The organism is Hydrogenobacter thermophilus TK-6 (assembly GCF_000010785.1).
Taxonomy (GTDB): Bacteria; Aquificota; Aquificia; order Aquificales; family Aquificaceae; genus Hydrogenobacter; species Hydrogenobacter thermophilus.
In genome coordinates, this window is sequence record NC_013799.1 from 1,033,713 (window position 1) to 1,056,386 (window position 22,674).

Below are 22,674 nucleotides of genomic sequence, written 5' to 3' on the forward strand. Positions count from 1 at the left end.
GCATATATTATTACTGTAATGAATACAAGCGAAGGTTATTACAATGAGTACAGATGAAACCCTAAAAAAATTTATGAGGACCGAAATCAATCTTCTTTACAACTTATCTAAAAGATTCGTTAGAGTAGAGACACATCCCGAACAGCTTATACTTGATGTGGTGCGTATGCTAAGCGACATAGAAGGTATAGAAAGAATAGCTTTCTATGTTGCCGAAAGTGACCAATCAAAGATATCCTTGGTCTCCAGCGTAGGCGTAGAGGAAAAAAGCATAAGACTTAGCAAAAGGGAAGGTGTGGTGGGTTTTATCTTCAAACAAGGATATCCGGTTGTAATCAAAAACTTAGCTGAAGAACCATTGTTTCTTAACAAAATTAAAAGAGCGGATTTAAGTGATGTGAACTTTATAGGTGTTCCTATAAAATACGAGGATAGAGCTGTAGGAGTTATAACTGTAGATGTGAATAAAGGTTTTGTTGCCACAGCGAATCTAGTTGACCTTTTGGTTATGGTATCAAACCTTATTGGAAGTTATATATACACCTACATAAGGCTAAAAGAAAGGGAGGATGTTTTCAAAGAGGAGATAGCCGCCCTTAGAAGCGAATTGATGAAAAAATTCAAACTTGAAGGGTTTGTGGGCGTAAGTAAAGCCTATTACAGCATCATAAAGCAAGTTTTGAAGATAGCGGAGCTTGATGTAACTGTGATGATAAGGGGAGAATCCGGAACTGGGAAAACTACTTTAGCAAAGGTCATACACTACCTTTCACCTAGAAAAAACAAACCATTTATAGAAATTAATTGTTCAGCGATACCTACTGAACTTCTTGAAGCGGAGCTTTTTGGTTACGAAAAGGGAGCTTTTACTGGTGCTTACACCACCAAAATGGGTAAAGTGGAGATAGCAAATGGTGGGACGCTCTTCTTTGATGAGATAGGAGATCTAAATTTGACGCTTCAGGCAAAGCTTTTAAGATTTATGCAGACAAAGGAGTTTGAAAGGTTAGGAAGTAACAGGACTATCAAGTCTGATGTAAGAATAATAGTCGCTACTAACAAAAACCTTGAGGATATGGTAACTAATGGTGAGTTTAGAGAAGACCTTTACTACAGAATAGCCGTCTACCCCATATACATACCTCCCTTGAGAGAAAGGAAAGAGGACATTCCCATGCTGGTTGAATACTGCATAAAACAGATAGGCAGTATGATGGGAAAGAAGTTAAGAATAAATAAGGATGCCTTAGGAATACTGACTTCTTGCGATTTTCCTGGAAATGTAAGAGAACTTATCAGCTGTCTTACAAGAGCTGCTATATCCTCAAGTACGGGTATTATACAGCCTGATGACATATCCTGCATAGGCTCAGGCGTATGCTTTTCCCATCTGATAAAGTATAGTTATGCTGACAAAGATAATCATGTAGTAGAGGAAAAAACGAAGCATGAAGAGAAAGAGATTCCAAAAGACGAAAAGACCAAAATAATAGAGGTCCTTGAAAGAGTTGGATATGTTCAGGCAAAAGCTGCAAGACTGCTCGGTATGACTGTAAGACAGCTCAATTACAGGATAAAGAAATACGGCATAGAAATAAAGAAAATATAACACAGCAAAATCTGCTATCTTTGTTACAAAGCTTTGTAAGGTTTGAATCAAAGATTACAAAACCAAAAAAGAAAGTAAAGCCTTGATGGATCTGCATTTTATTGAAAGTCCCTTCTTTGGCACGGTTTTTGCAGAAAATAGGTTAGAAAACGTTGAAAGGAGGTATAGACATGAGACAGATAGCTATTTACGGAAAGGGTGGAATAGGAAAGTCCACCACGACACAAAATACGGTTGCAGCTCTTGCTGAGGCCGGCAGGAAATGCTTTATAGTTGGCTGTGATCCAAAAGCTGACTCCACAAGGTTAATTCTGCATGTCAAAGCTCAAAGCACCGTAATGCATTTAGCAGCGGAAAGGGGTGCTGTGGAAGACCTTGACTTGGACGAAGTCATGTTAGTTGGTTTTGGTGGTATTAAGTGTGTAGAATCTGGCGGTCCTGAGCCAGGCGTCGGTTGTGCGGGAAGAGGTGTCATAACTGCCATCAACTTCCTTGAAGAGAATGGAGCTTTTGATGACGATCTTGATTATGTCTTTTACGATGTTCTTGGTGACGTCGTGTGTGGTGGTTTTGCTATGCCTATAAGGGAGGGTAAGGCTCAAGAGATATACATAGTTACTTCCGGAGAGATGATGGCAATGTACGCAGCTAATAACATATCAAAGGGTATTCTAAAGTATGCGCACAGCGGAGGTGTGAGGCTTGGTGGTCTCATATGCAACAGTAGAAATGTGGATAACGAACGAGAGCTTATAGAGGCTTTAGCGGAAAAGCTCGGAACTCAAATGATACACTTTTTACCAAGAAACAACATAGTTCAGGAGGCGGAACTGAGAAGAATGACAGTTATAGAGTATGCACCAGACCATCCTATGGCTGACGAGTACAGAACACTTGCCAAAAAGATAGAGGAAAACAGAAAGCTCTCCATCCCTACACCCTTGACTATGGATGAATTAGAACAACTTTTGGTTGAATACGGTATCATGAAGCCGGAAGAGGTGGCTTAAGGAGGTTTATCATGGGTATAGTTGTAGACAAGGAGACAGCCTTAAAGTTAGTGGAAGAGATACTCAGTCATTATCCAGCAAAGGCAAGGAAAGATAGAGCAAAACACATTGCTGTGGCTGATCCCGGAGAGGAAGGGTGTGTTCCTAAGTCCAACGTAAAGACAAGACCTGGGGTGATGACTATAAGAGGATGCGCTTATGCAGGCTCCAAGGGTGTTGTTTGGGGTCCTGTGAAGGACATGATACACATATCCCACGGTCCCGTTGGCTGCGGATATTACTCAAGAGCTGGAAGGAGAAACTACTACATAGGAACCACGGGAGTTGATACCTTTGTAACTCCCCACTTTACTACTGACTTTCAGGAGAGAGATATAGTCTTTGGCGGTGACAAAAAACTTGAGAAAGCTATATACGAGCTAAATCAGCTCTTCCCTCTAAACAAGGGCATAACGATACAATCCGAATGTCCCATAGGTTTGATAGGGGATGACATTGAGGCAGTTGCAAGAAAGACATCGAAGGAGATAGGTAAGGTAGTTGTACCAGTGAGATGTGAAGGCTTCAGAGGGGTTTCTCAGTCTCTTGGTCACCACATAGCTAATGACTCTATGAGAGACTGGATTTACGAAAAGGGTGTAAAAGGGAAGGATATAGAACCAAGTCCATACGATGTCGCCATATGGGGAGATTATAACATAGGTGGCGATGCGTGGGCTTCAAGGAAAATCTTAGAAGCTATGGGACTTAGGGTTGTTACTCAGTGGTCGGGGGATGGAACGCTTAGCGAGGTGGCAAATGCCGTGAGAGCTAAGTACATACTGGTTCACTGCTACAGGTCTTCTAATTACTTGGCAAGATACTTTGAAGAAAAGTTTGGTATTCCTTGGATAGAATATAACTTCTTCGGACCCACACATTGCATCTATGAGAAAGATAGCCAAGCTCTTTGATGAGAGAGTGCAGGAAAGGACAGAAGAGCTCATAGAGAAAGTTTACAAACCGAGACTGGACAAAGTTATAGAAAAGTACAGGCCGAGGCTTGAGGGCAAAACGGTGCTTCTTTATGTAGGCGGTTTAAGACCGAGGCATATAATTACCGCCTTTGAGGACCTGGGCATGAACGTGGTAGCTACAGGATACGAGTTTGCCCACCAAGATGACTATCAGAGGACACTTCACTACATAGACAGAAACACTACCATAATAGTAGACGATGCTACCGCTTACGAGATAGAAGAGCTTACCAGAAAGCTAAGACCCGATCTGGTAGCCTCGGGTATAAAGGAAAAGTATCAAGCACAGAAGATGGGTGTACCCTTCAGGCAGATGCACAGTTGGGATTACAGCGGACCATATCATGGCATAGAGGGTTTTGAAATATTCGCAAGGGATGTGGATATGGCGATAAATGGTAACGTGTGGAAGTTTTTAAAGGCTCCTTGGGAACAGTAAAAAGGAGGTAAAAGCTATGGGTATACATCATGAGCTGAACATAAAGGATCATCTTGAGTGCTTCAGGAATGATGAATTTAAGGAAATGATACAGAATAAAAGGAAAAACTTCGAGAACTGGGTAGGTGAAGAGAAGGTCAGAGAGGTAGCAGAATGGACAAAAAGCTGGGAATATAGGGAGCTGAACTTCAAGAGGGAAGCTATATCTATAAATCCCGCTAAGGCATGTCAGCCTCTTGGGGCACTCCTCTGTGCCCTTGGCTTTGAAAAAACCTTGCCCTTTTCTCATGGTTCACAGGGATGTGTGGCATACTTCAGGACACATATGGCGAGACACTTTAAGGAACCCATACCTATGGTATCCACATCTATGACGGAGGATGCTGCTGTGTTTGGAGGTCAGAACAACCTGCATGAAGGACTTCAGAATGCCATAGCCCTGTACAAACCAAAGATGATAGCAGTAAACACAACCTGTATGGCTGAGGTGATAGGGGATGATCTAAACAGCTTTATAAATAATGCAAAAGAGAAAGGGTTAATACCTGTGGACTTTCCTATACCTTTTGCCCATACACCTTCCTTCGTTGGTTCTCATATTACCGGGTATGACAACCAGATGAAGGGCATTCTTCAGTACATGACTGAGTACTTTGAGAAGTATGGCGTAGACAATGTAGATAAGTATGACCCAGATGAGGGTGAGTTTTACGAGCAAGGCGGGCTTTTAACATGGCTTAAACAGAACAGTTCAAAAGGAGGTGAGTAAAATGGGTGTCTTGAACTTTATATTGGGTTTTCATACATACCTGGATGACTATAAAGAAGTCAAAAGGATAGTGAGCGAGTTTGGAGAAGACTGCATTATTCTCTCCGACCCATCAGAAAATCTTGACTCTGGGCTAAAAGGAGAATACAACCTTTACAACGGTGGTACTTCACTAAAGGATATATACAAAGCCAAATTGTCCCTTGCTACTATTGCCTTCCAAAAGTATTCTACAGAAAAAACGAGAGAGTATATAGAAAAGGTTTGGAAACACCCCACCTATGTAGTTAGACCTTACGGAGTACAAGGAACGGACGAGTTTTTACAGCTTATCTCAAACCTAACAGAGAAACCTATACCAGAAAGTCTAATTAAAGAAAGACAAAAGCTCCTTGATGCCATGGCAGACTCTTACTACTGGATACACGGTAAAAGGTTCGCTCTATGGGGAGATCCGGACTTTGTTTACGGAATAACATCCTTCTTGCTAGAGCTTGGAGCGGAACCAGCTCACATTCTCTGCACCAACGGAAACGAAGAATGGGCAGAAGAGATAAAAGAATTATGTTCTAAGTTTGACAACGGAAAGTATGCTCAGATTTTTCCCGGTAAAGACCTTTGGCATATGAGAAGCCTTCTCTTTACTGAACCAGTGGACTACATGATAGGCACCTCTTATGGAAAGTTTCTTTGGAGAGATACAGGAACACCTCTCATAAGGATAGGATATCCAATATTTGACCGACACCATCTTCACAGGTATGGAATACTCTTTTACAGAGGAGCCTTAAACTTATTAGTGTGGATAGTTAACACCATCTTAGATGAGATAGATAGAAAAACCATACATATAGCAGAAACTGACTATAGCTTTGATCTTATAAGGTGATGTCATGGATGCCTTGGAGAAGCTAAGAAGGTATCTACCTGCAGGTTATGTAGAGGAACGCAAGTATAGTGCAAAAGAAAATATACTACCAAGTAAGTTTTGCGGGGAGGGCCTTTGCATAATCTCTAATGGAGTTGCGGAACTTTGCATAAAAAGTAAAGTTTCTAAGAGAACCCTTGATATTATGCTTCCGGGCGATATCTTTGGCTTTATGTCTGATATCAGCCTTATGAAAAATTTTACAGTCATTGCTCTCACAAGCGTTAGCTTGTTTTATGTTAATATGGACAACTTAAAAGGCTCGGAAACGAAAATCCTATCCTCGTTCTTGACATCTTTTCTTTAGCTCTATCAAAACAGGCTTACCTATATGAGGTTTTGGCAACTTTACGTAAACCCAAAGCTAAAGACAGGATAAGGAGTTTTCTGAGTTTGTTAGCGAAGATTGTCGAAGAGAAGAAAACAAATCTCATAATAAAGAGGAAACAAATAGCAGGTATAACGGGGCTTAGCTACGAGAATGTAGTAAGGACAATGAGTAGGATACAAAAACAAGAAAGCAGGAGGGTCAGGCTATGGTAGTTGATGAAAGGACAGCAGAAGAGTTTATGAAGGAAGTGGTAAATCAAGTAAGAGCTTACGACACATACGGCACTTGGGAAAAAAGGGGCGACGAGGACCTGCTCAAGGAGTTCTTGAAGGGGGAAACGAACAAGCCTGCATCTTTTAACTTCGGCGGGCACTGTGCAGTTGACCCAAAGGCGATGCTAAAGATATATGCCTACTTCAAGGCTTTAGGGGTTGTTATAGAAAGACGTTCTAACATCCTGACCTCTACGGTCATAAACATGGACGATGAGGGAAACGGCAATGTTATAGTCTACTCGGGAAGGCTTGTCCTTGTAAATAAGACCATAAGAGATGCAAATAGGTTTGGCTTTAAGTCCCTTGAGGATATGGCAAAGCAGGGGTTGAAGATGATAGAAAAGGCTACGCAGCTGCTTGAAAAGTACGAAGAGGTAGCAAGGCTATGATGATCCCTTTTAAACCTTATGGATATTCTAAGGAAGAGATGGCATCCGCTGTGGAGGCTATGAGCCATCCATACTTCTTTTCTGGACTTATAAGGCGTGAGCTTGAGGACTTTTTCTGTCAAAAAACTGGTAGAAGATACGCTTTAGCGGTAAAAGAGTTTATAACGCCCTTGCTAGAAGTGCTTGACTATATAGGGATAGGTAAGGGTTCAAAGGTCGTGCTTTCTCCTCTTTCTTACTTTAAACATTTCTCACCATACCTCAGGATTGCTGGATATGAACCTACTTACGCTGATGTAGAAAGATGGTTTCTCAATTTGGATGTAAAAAGGATGCCACAAGTACTGACTGAGGATATGAAGGTTCTTATCGTAAACAACTCTTTGGGCATTCCGGCCGATTGGGATGCAATAATGAAGCTTATAAAAGATAGAATCTTAATAGAGGATTCAAGGGAAACCATTTTCACAGAGTACAAGGGGAAACCAGCAGGCTCCTTTGGATACATATCTTTACTCGGCTTTTCTGATAGCTCAATAATAACCGGACATGGAGGAATTATCCTGACTGATGATAAACTTCTTTACCACAGGTTAAGAGAAAATGTGGAGCTTATGGACGATATAACATCTGCGTTAATCTTATCGCAGACTAAACACTTAGATGAAAAATTAAAAATAAGGAGCGAATTAGCAGGTTTGTATTCTCAACTCCTCATAAATATAGAAGGTCTTAAGCCACAGTTCCATCCCAAGTATGTCTCAAAAATGTGTTGGTCCTACTTTTGTATCCATCTTGGGAAAAGATATGCTGACAATGCAAGAGAGTTAATAAGAGAACTTCTCGCTGACGATGGAATAGAGGTTAGAGAGTATCCCATATCTCAGGACATAATAGAAGGTAGAAAAATTTCTTATCTCCACATAGCTCACGAAGTTGGAACGCGTGCTCTCCTTCTGCCTATTCATGAAGATATTACGGACGAAGATGTTTACTTTGTGTGTGAGAGATTAAAGGAGCATGTCGTACAAGTTGGTGCCGGTAGTATAGACCATTAGGAGGTAAAACATGAGAAACTTAGAAGATTTTTTCTTGGAGCCTGGGTGTAGCCACAACGGAGAGAAGACAGAGAAGGAGAGAAAGAAAGGTTGCTCTAAACCTCAACCTGGAAGCGCTTCCGGTGGCTGTGCTTTTGATGGTGCACAAATAACATTGCTCCCTATAGCGGATGCTGTCCATATAGTTCACGGTCCCATTGCGTGCGCTGGAAATTCTTGGGACAACAGAGGTACGCGCTCTTCATCATCCGATTATTATAGGATGGGTTTTACAACAGATCTAAATGAAATTAACGTTATATATGGAGGTGAAGAAAAGCTGCTGGATGCTATAAAAGAAGCTGCAGATAAGTATAAACCGCCTGCCGTGTTTGTGTATCAGACCTGTGTTCCCGCCATGATAGGGGATGACATAGTAAGCGTATGTAAAAGGGCCTCGGAAGAACTTGGATTACCTGTTATTCCTGTGGATTCACCGGGCTTTGCAGGAAGTAAAAATTTGGGCAACAAGTTGGCTGGTGATGCTCTATTTAGATATGTTATAGGCACAAGAGAGCCAAAGTACACTACACCTTATGATATTAATCTCTTAGGTGAGTATAACATAGCAGGGGAATTGTGGCAGATTATGCCCTTGTTCCAAGAACTCGGCATTAGGGTGCTTGCCTGTATAAGTGGGGATGCTAAGTATGAGGATGTGGCAGCTGCACACAGAGCTAAGGTAAATATGGTTGTATGTTCAAAAGCTCTTCTTAGCCTTGCGAGGAAAATGGAAGAAAAATATGGCATACCTTACTTTGAAGGTTCTTTTTATGGAATAAAGAATACTAGCGAGGCGCTAAGAAACTTTGCAAAACTCTTAGGCAGCGAAGAATTAATAGAAAAAACTGAGAAATTAATAGCAAAGAAGGAAGAGGAGACAAGACAGAAACTTAAACCTTATATAGAAAAACTCAAAGGCAAGAAGGTTCTCATAAATACGGGTGGTGTAAAGAGTTGGTCTATGGTTTCTCAGGTGCAAGAACTTGGGATGGTAGTTGTTGGAACAAGTTCTAAAAAAAGCACTAAAGAAGACAAAGAAAGAATGTTTAAGTTGTTAGGGGATGATGGGAAACTAATAGATGATCCTAACCCAAAGGAGCTTGTTAAACTTTGCAGAGAGCATAAGGTAGATGTGCTTATGGCAGGTGGTAGGAGTAAATTTGTTGCTATTAAAGAAGGTATTCCTTTCCTTGATACAAATCAAGAGAGGATAAAACCTTATGCAGGATATGATGGTATGATTGTTTTGGCTCAAGAACTTGTTAGAACCATATACAGCCCTGTATTTGATCTGTACAAGGAGCCTCCACCATGGCAGTATTAAGGAAATCAAACAAAGCGTGCTCGGTCTATCCTTTAAAGCTCAGCCAACCACTTGGTGCTGTTTACTTTTTCTTAGGTATTAAGGGCTCTATACCCTTAATGCATGGTTCACAAGGATGCGCAGCTTTTGCAAAGACCTTTCTCACAAGAAATTTTTCAGAAAACATCCCTATGCAAACAACTGCCCTATCCGAAATAGCAACTGTCATGGGAGGAGATGACAATTTGCATATAGCCCTTAAAAACATAATAGAAAGATACAATCCTGAACTTATTGGTATAGTATCAACTGGAGTGAGTGAAACAAAAGGGGATGACGTAGAAGGTTCAATAAAGAGATTTAAGGAACTTTATCCAGATTATGTTTACAAAAAGCTTATTTATGTTTCCACACCGGATTACGAGGGTTCTTTTCATGATGGATACAAAAAGGCTATACTATCTACAGTAAAAACCCTCGTAAGAAGAGCGTACAGCAAAAAAACTAAACGGATAAATGTGCTTTTAAGTTACTCTCTTACAGCAAAGGATGTGGATACAATAAAGGAAGTCATAGAAAGCTTTGGGTTAAAACCCATTATACTTCCAAATTTTTCCTCTTCCTTAGATGGAGGTTCTAAAGGCTTTTCCAGTATAACAGCTGGTGGGACGGATGTTGAAGAAATAGAGTTTATGTCCGCATCAGCAATCACTATAACTGTAGGAGAAAGTACAAAAGAAGCTGGAGAGTACTTAGAAAGTAAATTTATGATTCCCGCATTTTACTTTGAAAGCCTATACGGTCTTAAGAACTTTGATAGATTTATAAGGCTTTTGATGAATCTAAGTGGGGAAGAACCTGACGAAAAGCTAAAAAAATGGAGAAGCAGACTGCTTGATGCTATGCTGGACTCTCATTTTTACCTAACTGGCAAGAAGATAGCAATTGCCGCAGAACCTGACACTTTGTACGGAATTTCTGATTTTTTAGTAAGAGAGATTGGTATGGAGGTTTCGTTAGCCGTTGCATCAACATATGCGGAGTATTTAAAACAACTACCTTTTGATGAGATCATTATAGGTGACCTTGAAGATATGCTTTTATTAAAAGAGGGAAAGTGTGTGGATATAGCAATAGGCAACACTAATATGAGGCATATAGCAAAAAAACTTAAAGTACCTCATTACAGAATGGGCATCCCTGTGTTTGATAGGTTAGGGCACTTTTTAAAAGGCTTTGTAGGATACGAAGGAAGCATTAATTTGGTGTTTGATCTTGCAAACTTACTTATGGGAAGGGATGAGGAAGAGTCTTACAAAATTCCAGAGCATATAACAAGGAGGTCAACATGAAGGTGGCTTTTGCTACAAAGAGTCTTGATAAAATTGACGATCACTTTGGGCATGCAAAAACTATGGCTATTTACGAGGTAGATGAAACGGGTTACAAATTCATAGAATACAGACACTTTGAAGATATCCCTGATGAGGAATATGATAAAATAGCTTACAAGGTTGAAGGGATAAAAGACTGTACTATTGTATATGTAATCGCCATAGGTGCCACAGCAGCTGCAAGAATAGTAAAGGCAAGAATACATCCCGTAAAAGTAAATGAACCAACACCTATAGAAGAAATGCTTGAGAAGTTGGTGGATACACTAAACACAAATCCACCACCGTGGCTAAGGAAGGCTCTTACAGATAGTAAAGAGAAGATCTAACGAAGTATAAAGATATCTTTTGAAAAACCTGTATTTATTAAAATGTCTTCAAAGAACACCTCCTCTATAAGTTGCCCCTCCCTGTTGTAAGATGCCGCGTAGCGGGGAAAGAGTGACTCTTTATCTAAAAGAAGGGTAAACCTCGTTATAACTTTCCTCACCGCGACACCACCTCTCCCCCTTACATCAATATAGTATGAGGATCCTCTGTCCTCTGTAAGCATCTTCCCATTACCTTCTAACTCTTTTACAGTCCTGAGTAAAGTTAACACATCCGATTCATCCATACGATGACCCTTAGAGCTTTTAACTATAGGATTGTCTGGGGAAAGCTCTAGGATCAGATTTTTCATACTTTTAAAGGGGCGTACAAAAACTTTATCCATATTGGGGTCATACACTAGCGTAACGCCTTTATAAGGTTCTATTATGTCCATTCTCACATACCCAGGAGTTGCATAGTAATACCTAAGTACCATACCATCGTTCACCTTCATAACATACGAGTAAGACCTGTACTCCTTTTCAAATTTTTGTATGGCGTCATCAAGAGGGTTTGCAAAGGAGATATAACTTATAAAGAGAAGCAAAAGAAAGCACCTCACTTGACAACCTCTATTATTCCCCACATACCTTCATCTCTATGGCTCGGGAGAAAAGGAAGCTTCTTATCACAGTAAAATTCAAACTTGCCTATTTGCATTGGCGTAAAGCTTATTTTCGTACCCTCTTTCTTAATCTCCTCTTTAATGTGGGTGCCGTTAATTTCAAGGACAAAGTTATGTGGTATAATACCACCTTCCTTAACTATATTAAGTTCAACAGGGGTATTCACCTTAACCACTATGTAATTGGGATCAAAATAGTAGGAACCCGCCTTTATGTTAACTCGCTGGATTCCATCTGGATCTATATGAGCAGAGTATCTCTTCTCAACACGCTCCTTCTGGATGGCTAATACTGTACTCACAAATATGAAAATAAAATGATATATAATCCCCTTTTCCCCATAACTGGGCTTAATTTAATGACTGACTGCAATAAAATTATGATGTTAATCACACTCCAATGTAAGCTACTACTTAACCTTATGAGGGTGCAATCATCAGCCGTAAGGTATGCATACAATAGTAAAGACTAAAACTGTAAAAGAATACAGGAAAATGGCTTACGAGATAGTAAGAAACCCCAACAGGGTGTATGTGAAGAGAAACGCCGCAGGGACATACTACATGTTTTTCAAAGTGGACTTGATGGTAACCACCTCAGATGATAATTTATCTATACTGAGCTTTTACAGAATCGAGGACGAATGGATAAAGAGAAGAGTCCAAACCCTCAGTTCAGCGATATTGAGGATCTTATAGAAGAGTACGATGCTCTGCTTTCCTACCCCAATACAAAATACCCCTATGTATTCGTCTACGGTGGCTGGATGTTTTATGACCTTAGGGACCAGATACATGAGCTTGGGCTTGACGACCACCCTGAGGTTAAAAAGTTAGATAGGCAGTTTTTAAAAAAAGTCCTTGAGTGGGTACCTCCCGACGATTACAAGGCAGAAAAAAAGTATCCCAACATGTGGTGGCACAATCTTCAGGAGATAAAGCAAGGAACCTACCCTAAGGAAAAACTCCCCGAGCATCTTAGAGATTTGCTAAAATAGTTTGAAACCTCAGGAGGTAGCAAATATGAAAAACCAGCAGGTTAGTGATAAAATTCTCCCAAACCTTAGCCTGAGCGTGGTGGAAACTCATGTGGTAAGGAGAGGCAAGGCGTACAGATGCTTACAGCTCAAAGGCTACCTGACAAAAGACGGAAAGCTGAAAAGCAAGACATTAAAAAGCTGGAAGCCCGAAGATGCCCCGGAGCTAAGAACACTGGTAAAACTCTACAGAGCGGTAAAGCACCTCAGCAAGGCTCTTGATCGCCTCTACTAAGAACACTTTGGAAAGAAAGGAGAAGAGGGAATCTTTACGAGGAGCAAAGGGAAGGAACTTGTGGCAAGGCATACGCTTTGGGAGTTTTTAAACTACTGCCCCTCAATATTCTATTTCATGAACAGCATCCCAAACCCTTTTGAGAAAATCCTGCGGAAGATAGAAAGTAAATACAAGAAGTGTTATTAACATAGTGGCTGGGACAAGCAACATGAGAGGATGCAGATTCTTTTCCTTCTCTTTGCTTTCTTCGCCAAACAGCATGGGAAGCATTTGATAAAAGAGCCCTGCAAAAGCTAAGGATATGGATAAGAGCATCACCACACCCAACAGCGGACTTTTTTGCACAGTGCCTACTATAGTGTACATCTTGCTTAAAAAGGTAGAAAAAGGAGGGAAACCCGATATACTAGCCAAACCGAAAGTGAGAATAAAGGCAGACCTTTTCATGCCTTTAAACAAGGCTTTCACCTCATTTATCTTTCTTTTGTGCAAAACGGAAAGTATATTTCCTGCAGCCATAAAAAGTACTCCCTTACTTAGAGCATGAAAAAGTATATGAATCAAAGCACCGAAGGTAGCAAGACCACCCATACTTAAACCCAAAGATATCACACCCATGTTCTCCATGGATGAGTAAGCAAATAGCCTTTTGTACTCACTTTGTTTCAGCATGAGGAGGCTTGCAAGGAATAAAGTAAGTGTGCCGAAAAATAGTAAAAATTTACCTGCATAAACAATGCCTGCTTTCTGGTTTATCTGGTAGAATCTTATTACACCAAGCAGTGCCGTATTTAGTAAAACGCCTGAAAGTAAAGCACTTATAGGACTTGGCGCTTGCGAATGAGCATCGGGGAGCCAGTTATGCATGGGAACAAAGCCTGCCTTTGTACCAAAACCCACAAGGGCTAATATGAAGGATAAAAACAACAATTTTTTATCAAGACTATTGGCAACTGATATTATATTCACAAAAGAAAGGGAGCTAAGGCTTTCTCCATATAATTTAGCAGTAGCGTAGTACAAAAGAACCACTGCAAAGAGACCGAGGGTTATACCGATGGAGCACATCATCACATACTTCCAAGAAGCCTCGTAAGATTCTTTACTTCTATAAAAAGCTATAAGGAAGGCTGTTGCCAATGTAGTAGCTTCAAGCCCTACCCAATAAACACCGAGATTGTTTGAGAGTATGGACACGAACATGCTGAGTATAAAGGCATTTTTCCAAAAGTAATAGTATCTAAACCGCCTTTTTGGCACTCCTTGTGCTGTCTCCGTCCTTATATAACCGAAAGAGTATAAAGATACAAAAAGCTCAAGGAAAGAGACAGTTAACAGCATTAGACAGTTTATTGGATCCGTGAAAAATATACCGTACATATAGGTTAAGTAACCATCCTGAAGGAATATATATATACCGGAGACGAATATCCCTACAGACAAAAGTATTTGAAGGTACGACATCTTGAAAACATCAAAGGAGAGTGAGAGTATTATTCCTAAACCCGATAACAGAAAAGGCATGTACATCATTCCTTTAACACCTCTAAGGATTCAACCTGTATGTCTTCAAAGCTTCTCCTTATACGAAGCAGAAGAACGGAGGATATCAACACACTTATGAGTATATCAAAAAGTACACCTAATTCCACAATAAGGGGCATACCGGTTGCTGCACTGTTTGCCGCAAGGAAGATGGCATTTTCCATTATTAAAAGTCCAAGTATCTGGGAGAAAAGTATTTTCCTAATAACCAAAAGCATTCCACCTATAAGTAGCGTTGACAGAGATGATACAAAGACAAACCTTCCAAAGAGGAACTCAAGCCCTGTTAGTTTTGTAGATAATATTGATGATACTAACACAAACATGCCCGACATCACAATGGCTGACGGTATACTTACAACCATGTCTATTTCCCTCTCCTTACCTATCCTTCTTAAGACCCTAAAAAGCAGTATAGGTACAATCAGCCCCTTAAAAACCAGCGTAGCAAAAAAGGAAAGGTAAAGGTGAAAAACACCTGAATTGATAGCTACTAAAAGTATGTACAATGAAAGCATCCAGGATTGAAGCATATTTAAATTTACAGCAAACTTTAGAAAAGGGGAAGCTACATTCAGTATGGATAGTACAAGTACCATAAGGGCAAAGAAACTGGCTAACTGTTCCACATCACACCCCCATAGAAAGAATTAAGGTCAGAAGAGATAGCACAAAGGCAACCGACAGTATATTAGGTAATCTGAAAAGCCTCATCTTAGCATTTATAGATTCAACAAAAGCTAATACAGAACCTAAAAGGAGCATTTTTAGAAAGTAAAGAGCAAAGGCAAGCAAAAAGTAAAAAGGCTCTTGTGCTATGTAGGGAAATATTAATATGGAAATTAAACTCAAGAATACAGTAAGCCTTAAGTGAGATGCATACTCAAAAAGTAAAAGATGCCTGCCACTTGCCTCAAGTATATTTGCTTCGTGTATCATAGTAAGCTCCAGATGCGTTTCTGGATTGTCAAAGGGTATACGAGCATTCTCTGCAAGCATTAGTACAAAAAGGCTAATTATAAGAAGGAATGGAATGCTTACAGAAAAGTGTTGTGTGTAACCTAATATCAGCGATTGAACCTCTTGCCCCAGCTTTAAAAAGGCGATGCTGAGGTCCCACTCTTTGGAGTACAGGCACACGGAAAAAAGCAGTAAGAGAAAAGCAGGTTCTGACAAACTGCTAAGGAACCATTCTCTACTTGAACCCAGCCCACCAAAAGAACTTGCCTGATCAAGGGCATAAAGGGTCAAAAAAAATACAGCCAGCGCCATTAGGTAAGTGATCAGTATAGGATTGGTGGGAGCCAAAAGAGGCTTGCCGTAAAAGAAAGGCATCATAAAACCGAGAAGTATATGAGGCAAAAGATACATAAAAGGGGCGAGATAAGAGACTAATGTTGCATCCTTTGAAAGTACTGTCTCCTTCTTAAGTAGCTTATATAGATTTCTGTAGTACTGGAAGGGGCTTACACCTTTCTGACCTCTTGCTCTCTGCTTTAGTCTGTGAACAAAACCAGCAAAAAAAGGAGCCAAAATAAGCACCATAAGCCCCTGCAATATACCAAAAGCTAAGTTCATGGTCTCACTCCGATAAAAAGTATGTAAAACAGAAAGCAAAGAGCTAAAGTCAAAAATATGTAACTTATGTAAAGGTTTATGTTACCCGTCTGAAGGAACTTTCTTACATAGTTTGAAGCTTCTATCACAGAATAGACTAATGGTTTGTACACCCTGTCTTCAAAAACATCTTTAAGCTCTTCTTTATAGAGTACACTTCTCCTGAAATACTTTTTAACATCTTCATCAAAGCTCACCTCTGATAATGAGGAGTAAAACATAGAAAATAGTCTCCTTATGCTGTAAGTTTGAGACATGACAGTTGCCTGTGCCGAAGGATTTTCCTCATCTAAGCCGCACATCCATGTCTCATATACTCTAATATTCTTAGTTCTAAGGAAATAGAAAGCAATTAGGAGAGTTAGAAACAGGATTAAGGAAAAAGAAAGGGGTGTGTAAGACAAATCTTTTAGATAAAGTGGATAATTGTATGGGTATAATCTGGACAGAAAGTAGGGATATGTACCCACGAGGATGGAAAATACAACAGGAATGCTTATACTCAACAGTTCAAGAGGGTTTGGCTTGTCTGTTGCTTTTGTACCTCTGGATTTCCCCAAGAACACAAGCCCAAGAAACTTGACAAAAGTAGCTCCTATAAAAACGCCAGAAAGGGCAAGGACTGCAATAAGGAGAACAAAAGCATGACTCATCATATCTCCCTTCACTTGAAGTGCTGAGAAGAGAGCTTTGTAGAGAAGAAGCTCACTGAGGAACATGTTAGAGGGTGGTAGGGCTGACATATAAAGAGAGGCTACAAGAATAAGAAGAAAAAGTCCAGGACTTACTTTATATAAGCCACCGAGTTTATTCATACTATACTCATGTGTCATCTTTACCACAATGCCCGCACCCATAAAAAGGGAACTTTTTAAAAGAGAATGATTCAAAAGATGCAAAAGCACAAAGGATACAGCCAAAGAGTATATAGGTTGAAGCTGTTTCTGCAAAGCAAAATAGGCCACACCCATGCCTATGGTAATGGCGCCCACATTCTCTATGCTTGAATAGGCAAGGAATCTTTTAATATCCTTATCGATAAAGGCGTAAAGAGCACCATAAAAAAGAGAGAGGCTTCCTAAGAAGATGAGTAAGAAGCTTATGAATGCATACTGTTGGGATGAGAAATCAAAGAGAAATTTAAACATACCATAAATAGCCACATTTAGCATAACACCCGACATAAGAGCGGACACATTAGAAGGTGCTATAGGATGAGCGTGAGGAAGCCACACATGAAAGGGAACTATACCCGCCTTCACAAAAAAACCTGTAAGGGCGAGGAAAAGTGTAAGCGCATCTGCCATCCCCTTAAAACTATCAAAGCTAAAAGATGCAGTTTTTGCATAAAGCAAGAAAAAGGCAAGGATTATAAAAGCTGTTCCCAAATGAGTCATAAAAAGGTAAAGAAAGCCAGCCTTTAGAACTTCTTCTTTCTCTTCACTGATAACTAACAGGAAGGAAGATAGAGACATAAGCTCCCAAAAAAACAGAAAGCTTATAACATCGTTACTGAAGATGGTAAAAAACATGGATAGCATGAACACGGAAAGAAATAAGAAAAAGTGAGGTTTATCTTGGAACGCCTTCCCATAAGACAGCGTGTATAAAGAGATGTAAAAGGATACAAAAAGAAGTATGCAGGAAAAGTAAAGAGGGATGCTTTCAAGCCTGAAGGAGAAGGATAAAAAGCCAAGAGGTACTGTAAAGTAATTGGGGAGGGTAAGTATGAAAAGCAGCATAAGCAGTGAGGTAAATAAAGGGCTATAAATAAGAACAGACAATATCTTCTTAGGTAAGCTTTCTTCCATTTTTTTATATTGTACCACAAAATCGTGCTAAAATAGTTTTGAAAAATGTATCTGGAGGAAGAGATATCCGAGACGGAAATTTATGGCAAGGTTGAAAGCATTATAAAAAAAGGTGGATATCTGCTTAGCATAGTTTGTAGCGACGAGAGGGCTTTAGGAGAAGATTTTGTTATAAGATACTTCTTCAGGGAGGAGGGAATTAAGGTTTTGAAACTTTGCGTAGGAACTAAATTTCCATCCATAACTTCTTTATGCCCAGCTGCTAAAAACTACGAGAGGGAAATAAGGGATATGTTTGGATTGGTGCCAGAAGGACATCCTGACAGTAGGAGTCTTATGCTATATCCAGAGAACTGGGACCCCTCCATACACCCTCTACGGAAGGATTACGATGGTAAAAAACCTGAGTTTAAGAAATACGGCATATATAGATATAAAGAGGTTTTTGGTGAAGGCATTAACAAAGTTCTCGTAGGTCCTATACATGCAGGTATCATCGAGCCAGGACACTTTAGATTTTCCCTCGCTGGCGAAGCCATACTACAGCTGGAGATAAGACACTTTTGGAAACACAGAGGTGTAGAAAAGGTATGTGAGGGGAAAAATCCAGAAGAGGCCCTTAGGATAGTCAGCCGTATATCTGGGGACAACGCGGTCAATATATCCCTCGCATACTTGAATGCGGTGGAAACCCTTTTGGGTATAAAGCTTTCCCAAAGAGTGAGTTATCTAAGATGTGTCCTTGCAGAGCTTGAAAGAATCTGGAACCATGTTAGGGATTTAGGTTGGCTATTTATGGACATAGGCTTTCCTCTACCAGCCCAGCACTTATTTTCCATTCAAGAACAGCTTATGAGATTGAACAAGGTAATTACTGGACACAGGTTTATGTTTGACGCCTTCTCTATAGGTGGTGTGAATGTAAAAATAGAAGATGAAGAGAAGAGATTGATAGATAAAATGCTTACACTGGTGGAGAAAGAAACAAAAGAGGTTGAAAGGTTTGCCATAGAAACACCATCGGTTAGAGATAGATTTGAAACAACCGGTAGGATTTTCAGAAAAACGGCGATGGAATTATCTTTGTGTGGAGTTTGTGCCAGAGCATCAGGCTTAAAAAGGGACACAAGAGTGGAGTTACCCTATTTAGCGTACAAAGATTTTGATGTAAATGTACCTATAAGCGAGCAAGGTGATGTTATGGCAAGGTTTATGATAAGGGTTGAGGAAATTTACCAATCGGTAAATCTTATAAGAGGCTTTTTAGAAAATCTTCCCAATGATAATGCAGAGAAGCAAAACTTACTTTTTCCTTACTCATGGAGTGTGGGCAACGCTGAAACCCCAAGAGGTAATGCCTTTTTCTTTGTGATGCTTGATGAGAAAGGTAATATATACAGGTTAAAGTACACAGACCCATCTTTTAGAAATTGGCCTGCTATACAGTATGCAGTTCTTGGGGATATAATAGCAGACTTTCCTCTTGTAAATAAAAGTATGAACCTCTCTTATTCGGGGAACGATCTTTAAGGAGGTGAAGCGTGTTTTTTCTTTTGAAAAGATCCTTCCGGGTGAAGACAGAAGATTTAAAGGTGAAACATAAAAAGGTCATTAGTCTATTTATAAGAGAAGTGGATACAGGTTCGTGTAATGCTTGCGAGATTGAAGTAGCAAATCTTAACAACCCATACTACGATGTAGAAAGATTTGGCATAAAGTTTGTCGCCTCACCCAAACATGCCGATGTTTTGCTCATAACAGGATGCGTTACAAGAAACATGTTGATACCTATGATAAAAGCTTATGAAAATGCTCCCGCTCCGAAGTTTGTATTGACCGTTGGGGACTGCACCGCTGAATGCCCCTACTTCAAAGATTCTTACGCAGTAGAGGGTCCTGTATCAAAACACTTGCCTGTACATGTACATGTACCAGGCTGTCCTCCTGAACCAGCACAGGTAATAGAAGGTCTTTTAAAGCTGAGTCATTTTGCAGATAAAGACTTATAAAATGGGCGATGGAGGACTTGAACCTCCGACCTCCATCGTGTGAGGATGGCGCTCTACCTCTGAGCTAATCGCCCTCAATGGTATTATTATACAAAAGGTGAGGGAAAAGTGTATGCCTGTTTGCTACATTTCCTTTGGAAGCAATTGGGGAGATAGAGTGCAGAACATACTAAAAGCTATCTCTTTAGTGGCAAATTTGGGAAATCTGGAGGCTGTATCCACTGTATATGAGAGTCTGCCATGGGGTATAGAAAACCAGCCACCTTTCTTAAATGGCGTTCTAAAGTTAAATACCAACCTTGGGCCTATAAGACTTCTGAAGGAGCTAAAGGAGATAGAAAGGTACATAGGAAGAAAGGAACGCTACAGATGGGGTCCCAGAGAGATTGATTTGGATATTTTACTTTACGATGGCTATATTTTAATGCTCAGTTTTTTAAGGATACCCCATCCGTATATGCTGGAGAGGGACTTTGTACTTTTCCCTCTCCTTGAGCTGGACGAAAACCTCATTCACCCCACTTTAGGACAGCCCATAAAGCTCTTTGCCCAAAGTCTTAAAAACAACCTCAAACCCTACGCCTGTATCACTTCTTACTTTTTACATACTGCTCCCAATTCTCGGGTGTAAAGGGTGAGATCTGTCTAAGAAGCTTTATAATCTTGGGAAATTCTTCTATTACATAGTCCACATCCTCTTCCGTATTGTCCCTGCCAAAGCTAAAAACCAGCGATCCGTTGGCTACCTCCTTTGGCACACCTACTGCAAAAAGTACATGCGATTGCTTGAGTGCCAAAGAGACGCAAGCGGAACCTGAAGCGGTTTCTATACCCATAAGGTCAAGTCTTAAAAGCATAGCCTCGCCTTCAATCAAATGCACTATCAGAGATAGGTGATGTGGAAGCCTTTGAGTTGGATGTCCCGTAAATTCAATGTAATCAAGCCTTTCTTCAAGAGCTTTTCTTAACTTATCCCTGTAATGGGAAAGTCTTGTCATCCTATCCTGGAGTTCCTTCATGGTTAGCTCTGCGGCGGCACCAAAGCCTACTATACCTGGTACGTTTTCCGTACCGGCCCTTACACCTCTTTCCTGCGTACCACCTTCTATTAAGGGTCTTATTTTCACTCCCTTTCTTGTCCACAGAGCACCCACGCCCTTGGGTCCATACATGAGGTGTGCGGTAAAAGATGCAGCATCCACACCCCAGTCCTTTACATCTACAGGATAATGTCCGAGCGTTGGTGCGGCATCCGTATGGAATATAACTTTGGGATTCTTAGACTTTGCTGCCTGAACAAGACTCTTTATATCCTGAACAGTGCCTATCTCTCTGTTGGAGTGGCCTATACTCACAAGGACTGTGTCTGTCCTTACTGCCTCGCTTACCTGATCCGGATGTATGAGACCGTATCTATCTGGCTTTAGGTAGGTAACTTCCCAGCCCTTTCTCTCTAAGGTTTTTAGAGGGTGCAAAACTGAGTGGTGCTCTATCTCGGTGGATACTATGTGTCTGCCCTTCTTTTCGTAAGCTTCCGCTATTCCCTTTATTGCCAAGTTGTTGGCTTCTATACCACCCGAGGTGAAAACTATTTCTTCAGGGCTATTGGCATTTATGAGCGTTGCTATCTTTTCCCTCGCAGAGTTTATAGCTTTTTTGGTGACCTGACCAAAGCTGTGAAGGGATGTGGGATTTCCAAAATGCTCTCTAAAGTAAGGAAGCATAGCCTCCAGAACTTCCTGTGCAACAGGTGTGGTAGCAATGTGGTCAAGATAAACTACCCTCTGACCTACCTTTTTTATAAACATGCTTTACCTCCTTAAAATTCTCTCTGAAACAAGCTTTGCTATGGCATAAAAAGCTTTGGAAACTTCTGACTCAGGATTGGTAAGAGTAATAGGCATACCTGTATCGGATGTTTCTGCCACCTGTGGGTCCATGGGTATAGAGCCAAGAACCTGCAGCTGGTACGCTCTGACAAACTCCAAAACCTTACCCTTACCAAAAACATAGTATTTGTTGCCGCTTTCTGGACAGATAAAGTAAGCCATGTTTTCTATAACACCAAGCACCGGCACATTTACCTCCTTAAACATGGCTGTTGCCTTTTTCACATCAGCCAGAGCTACATCCTGAGGTGTGGTAACTACTATGGCTCCCGTCATATCCACATTCTGGGCAAGCGTCAATTGTACATCTCCTGTTCCCGGAGGAAGGTCAAGAACAAGATAGTCAAGGTTTCCCCAGTTTACATCAAAGAGAAATTGCGTAAGAGCTTTCATGAGCATGGGACCTCTCCAGATAACGGGCGTGTCTTCCGAAGGCAATAGAAAGCCTATGGAGAGTATCTTTATACCGTATTTTTCTATGGGTATTAGCCTGTTTCTTTCATCTACATGTACTCTCTCACCTTTTACACCAAAGAGGGTGGGGATGCTGGGACCGTATATATCCGCATCCAGAAGACCAACTTGGTATCCAAGTTTTGAGAGAGCTACCGCCAAGTTAGCTGCCACTGTTGACTTACCAACTCCTCCCTTTCCACTGCCTACCGCTATGAGGTGTTTAACGCCTTCAACTCTTCTTCTTGTAAATGCTGGCTGTCCAAAAGCTGGTGGCACTTCAGGGACACCCTCCACAAACCTTATGTTTACATTTTTTACATCTGGCAAGTTTTCAAGGGCTTGATAGGTTTTTCGCCTTATTTCCTCCTCAAGCTCCTTTTTGGGGAGCCTGTAGACTACCTCAAGGGAAGAGCCTATGAGTTTAATGTCCTTTATCAGTTCAGTCAGTTTAGTGTTGTCTACGCTCGCTTCCCTCAGGGCGTCCATTATGTCCTTTACTGCCATGCTATCCT

22 protein-coding genes, 1 tRNA gene and 2 pseudogenes are annotated in these 22,674 nt (G+C 40.6%); 16 read left to right on the forward strand and 9 right to left on the reverse strand.

Features of this window, described 5'->3' with window-relative positions:
• Positions 1-73: 73 nt before the first annotated feature.
• From HTH_RS05705 to nifX, 10 genes and pseudogenes are all read left to right on the forward strand, one after another.
• A complete protein-coding gene (locus HTH_RS05705) occupies positions 74-1,609 on the forward strand; it encodes a sigma 54-interacting transcriptional regulator (protein ID WP_232500410.1) in 1,536 nt (511 codons plus the stop codon).
• Between the two features lie 170 nt (positions 1,610-1,779).
• Positions 1,780-2,619, forward strand: coding sequence for a nitrogenase iron protein (gene nifH / locus HTH_RS05710; RefSeq protein ID WP_012963773.1), 840 nt, complete (start codon positions 1,780-1,782; stop codon positions 2,617-2,619).
• Positions 2,620-2,630: 11 nt separating this feature from the next.
• Positions 2,631-4,074, forward strand: a pseudogene (nifD, locus tag HTH_RS10150) (nitrogenase molybdenum-iron protein alpha chain).
• Positions 4,075-4,090: 16 nt separating this feature from the next.
• A pseudogene (locus HTH_RS10180) lies at positions 4,091-5,732 on the forward strand (DUF3364 domain-containing protein).
• Positions 5,733-5,736: 4 nt separating this feature from the next.
• Complete coding sequence (locus HTH_RS05730; protein WP_044520489.1) at positions 5,737-6,078, forward strand: cyclic nucleotide-binding domain-containing protein; 342 nt, start codon at positions 5,737-5,739, stop codon at positions 6,076-6,078.
• Between the two features lie 229 nt (positions 6,079-6,307).
• Positions 6,308-6,766, forward strand: a complete 459-nt coding sequence (locus HTH_RS05740) for a NifX-associated nitrogen fixation protein (RefSeq protein ID WP_012963774.1) — start codon at positions 6,308-6,310, stop codon at positions 6,764-6,766.
• On the forward strand, positions 6,763-7,824 hold the full coding sequence (locus HTH_RS05745) for a DegT/DnrJ/EryC1/StrS family aminotransferase (protein ID WP_014462610.1): 1,062 nt from the start codon (positions 6,763-6,765) through the stop codon (positions 7,822-7,824). Before HTH_RS05740 ends, HTH_RS05745 begins: the two co-directional genes overlap by 4 nt.
• 10 nt (positions 7,825-7,834) lie before the next feature.
• Positions 7,835-9,190, forward strand: a complete 1,356-nt coding sequence (gene nifE / locus HTH_RS05750; RefSeq protein WP_012963776.1) for a nitrogenase iron-molybdenum cofactor biosynthesis protein NifE — start codon at positions 7,835-7,837, stop codon at positions 9,188-9,190.
• The gene (gene nifN, locus HTH_RS05755; protein ID WP_012963777.1) at positions 9,178-10,521 is read left to right on the forward strand and encodes a nitrogenase iron-molybdenum cofactor biosynthesis protein NifN; all 1,344 of its coding nucleotides are present in this window, start codon (positions 9,178-9,180) and stop codon (positions 10,519-10,521) included. Before nifE ends, nifN begins: the two co-directional genes overlap by 13 nt.
• Positions 10,518-10,892 carry a nitrogen fixation protein NifX gene (gene nifX / locus HTH_RS05760; protein WP_012963778.1) on the forward strand — a complete coding sequence of 125 codons (375 nt, stop codon included), beginning with the start codon at positions 10,518-10,520 and terminating at the stop codon, positions 10,890-10,892. The genes nifN and nifX overlap by 4 nt, the downstream gene beginning before the upstream one ends.
• On the opposite strand, the gene HTH_RS05765 is transcribed toward nifX, so the two are convergent.
• Positions 10,889-11,497 (reverse strand): LolA family protein, encoded by a 609-nt coding sequence (locus HTH_RS05765; protein ID WP_014462611.1) that lies wholly within the window; start codon positions 11,495-11,497, stop codon positions 10,889-10,891. The two genes, nifX and HTH_RS05765, sit on opposite strands and share 4 nt — an antisense overlap.
• Positions 11,494-11,862: a cupredoxin domain-containing protein gene (locus tag HTH_RS05770; protein WP_012963780.1), complete on the reverse strand. Its 369-nt coding sequence runs from the start codon at positions 11,860-11,862 to the stop codon at positions 11,494-11,496. The genes HTH_RS05765 and HTH_RS05770 overlap by 4 nt, the downstream gene beginning before the upstream one ends.
• A 148-nt stretch (positions 11,863-12,010) precedes the next feature.
• Between HTH_RS05770 and HTH_RS05775 the strand changes: the two genes are divergently transcribed.
• The 3 genes from HTH_RS05775 to HTH_RS05785 are packed head-to-tail and all read left to right on the forward strand — an operon-like array spanning position 12,011 to position 12,832.
• Positions 12,011-12,259: a hypothetical protein gene (locus tag HTH_RS05775; RefSeq protein WP_012963781.1), complete on the forward strand. Its 249-nt coding sequence runs from the start codon at positions 12,011-12,013 to the stop codon at positions 12,257-12,259.
• A complete protein-coding gene (locus HTH_RS05780) occupies positions 12,205-12,558 on the forward strand; it encodes a hypothetical protein (RefSeq protein ID WP_012963782.1) in 354 nt (117 codons plus the stop codon). The genes HTH_RS05775 and HTH_RS05780 overlap by 55 nt, the downstream gene beginning before the upstream one ends.
• 25 nt (positions 12,559-12,583) lie before the next feature.
• The gene (locus tag HTH_RS05785; protein ID WP_012963783.1) at positions 12,584-12,832 is read left to right on the forward strand and encodes a hypothetical protein; all 249 of its coding nucleotides are present in this window, start codon (positions 12,584-12,586) and stop codon (positions 12,830-12,832) included.
• 102 nt (positions 12,833-12,934) lie between these two features.
• Here the strand turns inward: HTH_RS05785 and HTH_RS05790 are convergent, their stop codons facing one another.
• The 4 genes from HTH_RS05790 to HTH_RS05805 are packed head-to-tail and all read right to left on the reverse strand — an operon-like array spanning position 12,935 to position 17,808.
• On the reverse strand, positions 12,935-14,368 hold the full coding sequence (locus tag HTH_RS05790; protein ID WP_012963784.1) for a proton-conducting transporter membrane subunit: 1,434 nt from the start codon (positions 14,366-14,368) through the stop codon (positions 12,935-12,937).
• On the reverse strand, positions 14,365-15,009 hold the full coding sequence (locus HTH_RS05795) for a hydrogenase (protein WP_014462612.1): 645 nt from the start codon (positions 15,007-15,009) through the stop codon (positions 14,365-14,367). The genes HTH_RS05790 and HTH_RS05795 overlap by 4 nt, the downstream gene beginning before the upstream one ends.
• A 1-nt stretch (position 15,010) precedes the next feature.
• Positions 15,011-15,958 (reverse strand): respiratory chain complex I subunit 1 family protein, encoded by a 948-nt coding sequence (locus tag HTH_RS05800; RefSeq protein WP_012963786.1) that lies wholly within the window; start codon positions 15,956-15,958, stop codon positions 15,011-15,013.
• Positions 15,955-17,808 (reverse strand): proton-conducting transporter membrane subunit, encoded by a 1,854-nt coding sequence (locus HTH_RS05805; protein WP_012963787.1) that lies wholly within the window; start codon positions 17,806-17,808, stop codon positions 15,955-15,957. Before HTH_RS05805 ends, HTH_RS05800 begins: the two co-directional genes overlap by 4 nt.
• 45 nt (positions 17,809-17,853) lie before the next feature.
• On the opposite strand from HTH_RS05805, the gene HTH_RS05810 reads away from it, so the two are divergent.
• Positions 17,854-19,338 (forward strand): NADH-quinone oxidoreductase subunit C, encoded by a 1,485-nt coding sequence (locus HTH_RS05810; RefSeq protein WP_012963788.1) that lies wholly within the window; start codon positions 17,854-17,856, stop codon positions 19,336-19,338.
• 11 nt (positions 19,339-19,349) lie between these two features.
• Positions 19,350-19,817: an NADH-quinone oxidoreductase subunit B family protein gene (locus HTH_RS05815; RefSeq protein ID WP_012963789.1), complete on the forward strand. Its 468-nt coding sequence runs from the start codon at positions 19,350-19,352 to the stop codon at positions 19,815-19,817.
• Positions 19,818-19,819: 2 nt separating this feature from the next.
• Here the strand turns inward: HTH_RS05815 and HTH_RS05820 are convergent.
• Positions 19,820-19,891: transfer RNA gene (locus HTH_RS05820), tRNA-Val, on the reverse strand.
• A gap of 23 nt (positions 19,892-19,914) precedes the next feature.
• Here HTH_RS05820 and folK point away from each other — a divergent pair.
• Positions 19,915-20,448, forward strand: a complete 534-nt coding sequence (gene folK, locus HTH_RS05825; RefSeq protein ID WP_232500411.1) for a 2-amino-4-hydroxy-6-hydroxymethyldihydropteridine diphosphokinase — start codon at positions 19,915-19,917, stop codon at positions 20,446-20,448.
• Here the strand turns inward: folK and HTH_RS05830 are convergent.
• Both HTH_RS05830 and HTH_RS05835 read right to left on the reverse strand, forming a co-directional pair.
• A complete protein-coding gene (locus HTH_RS05830) occupies positions 20,405-21,625 on the reverse strand; it encodes a cysteine desulfurase family protein (protein ID WP_012963791.1) in 1,221 nt (406 codons plus the stop codon). The genes folK and HTH_RS05830 overlap by 44 nt on opposite strands.
• Positions 21,626-21,628: 3 nt before the next feature.
• Complete coding sequence (locus HTH_RS05835) at positions 21,629-22,666, reverse strand: Mrp/NBP35 family ATP-binding protein (RefSeq protein ID WP_012963792.1); 1,038 nt, start codon at positions 22,664-22,666, stop codon at positions 21,629-21,631.
• Between the last annotated feature and the right edge of the window lie 8 nt (positions 22,667-22,674).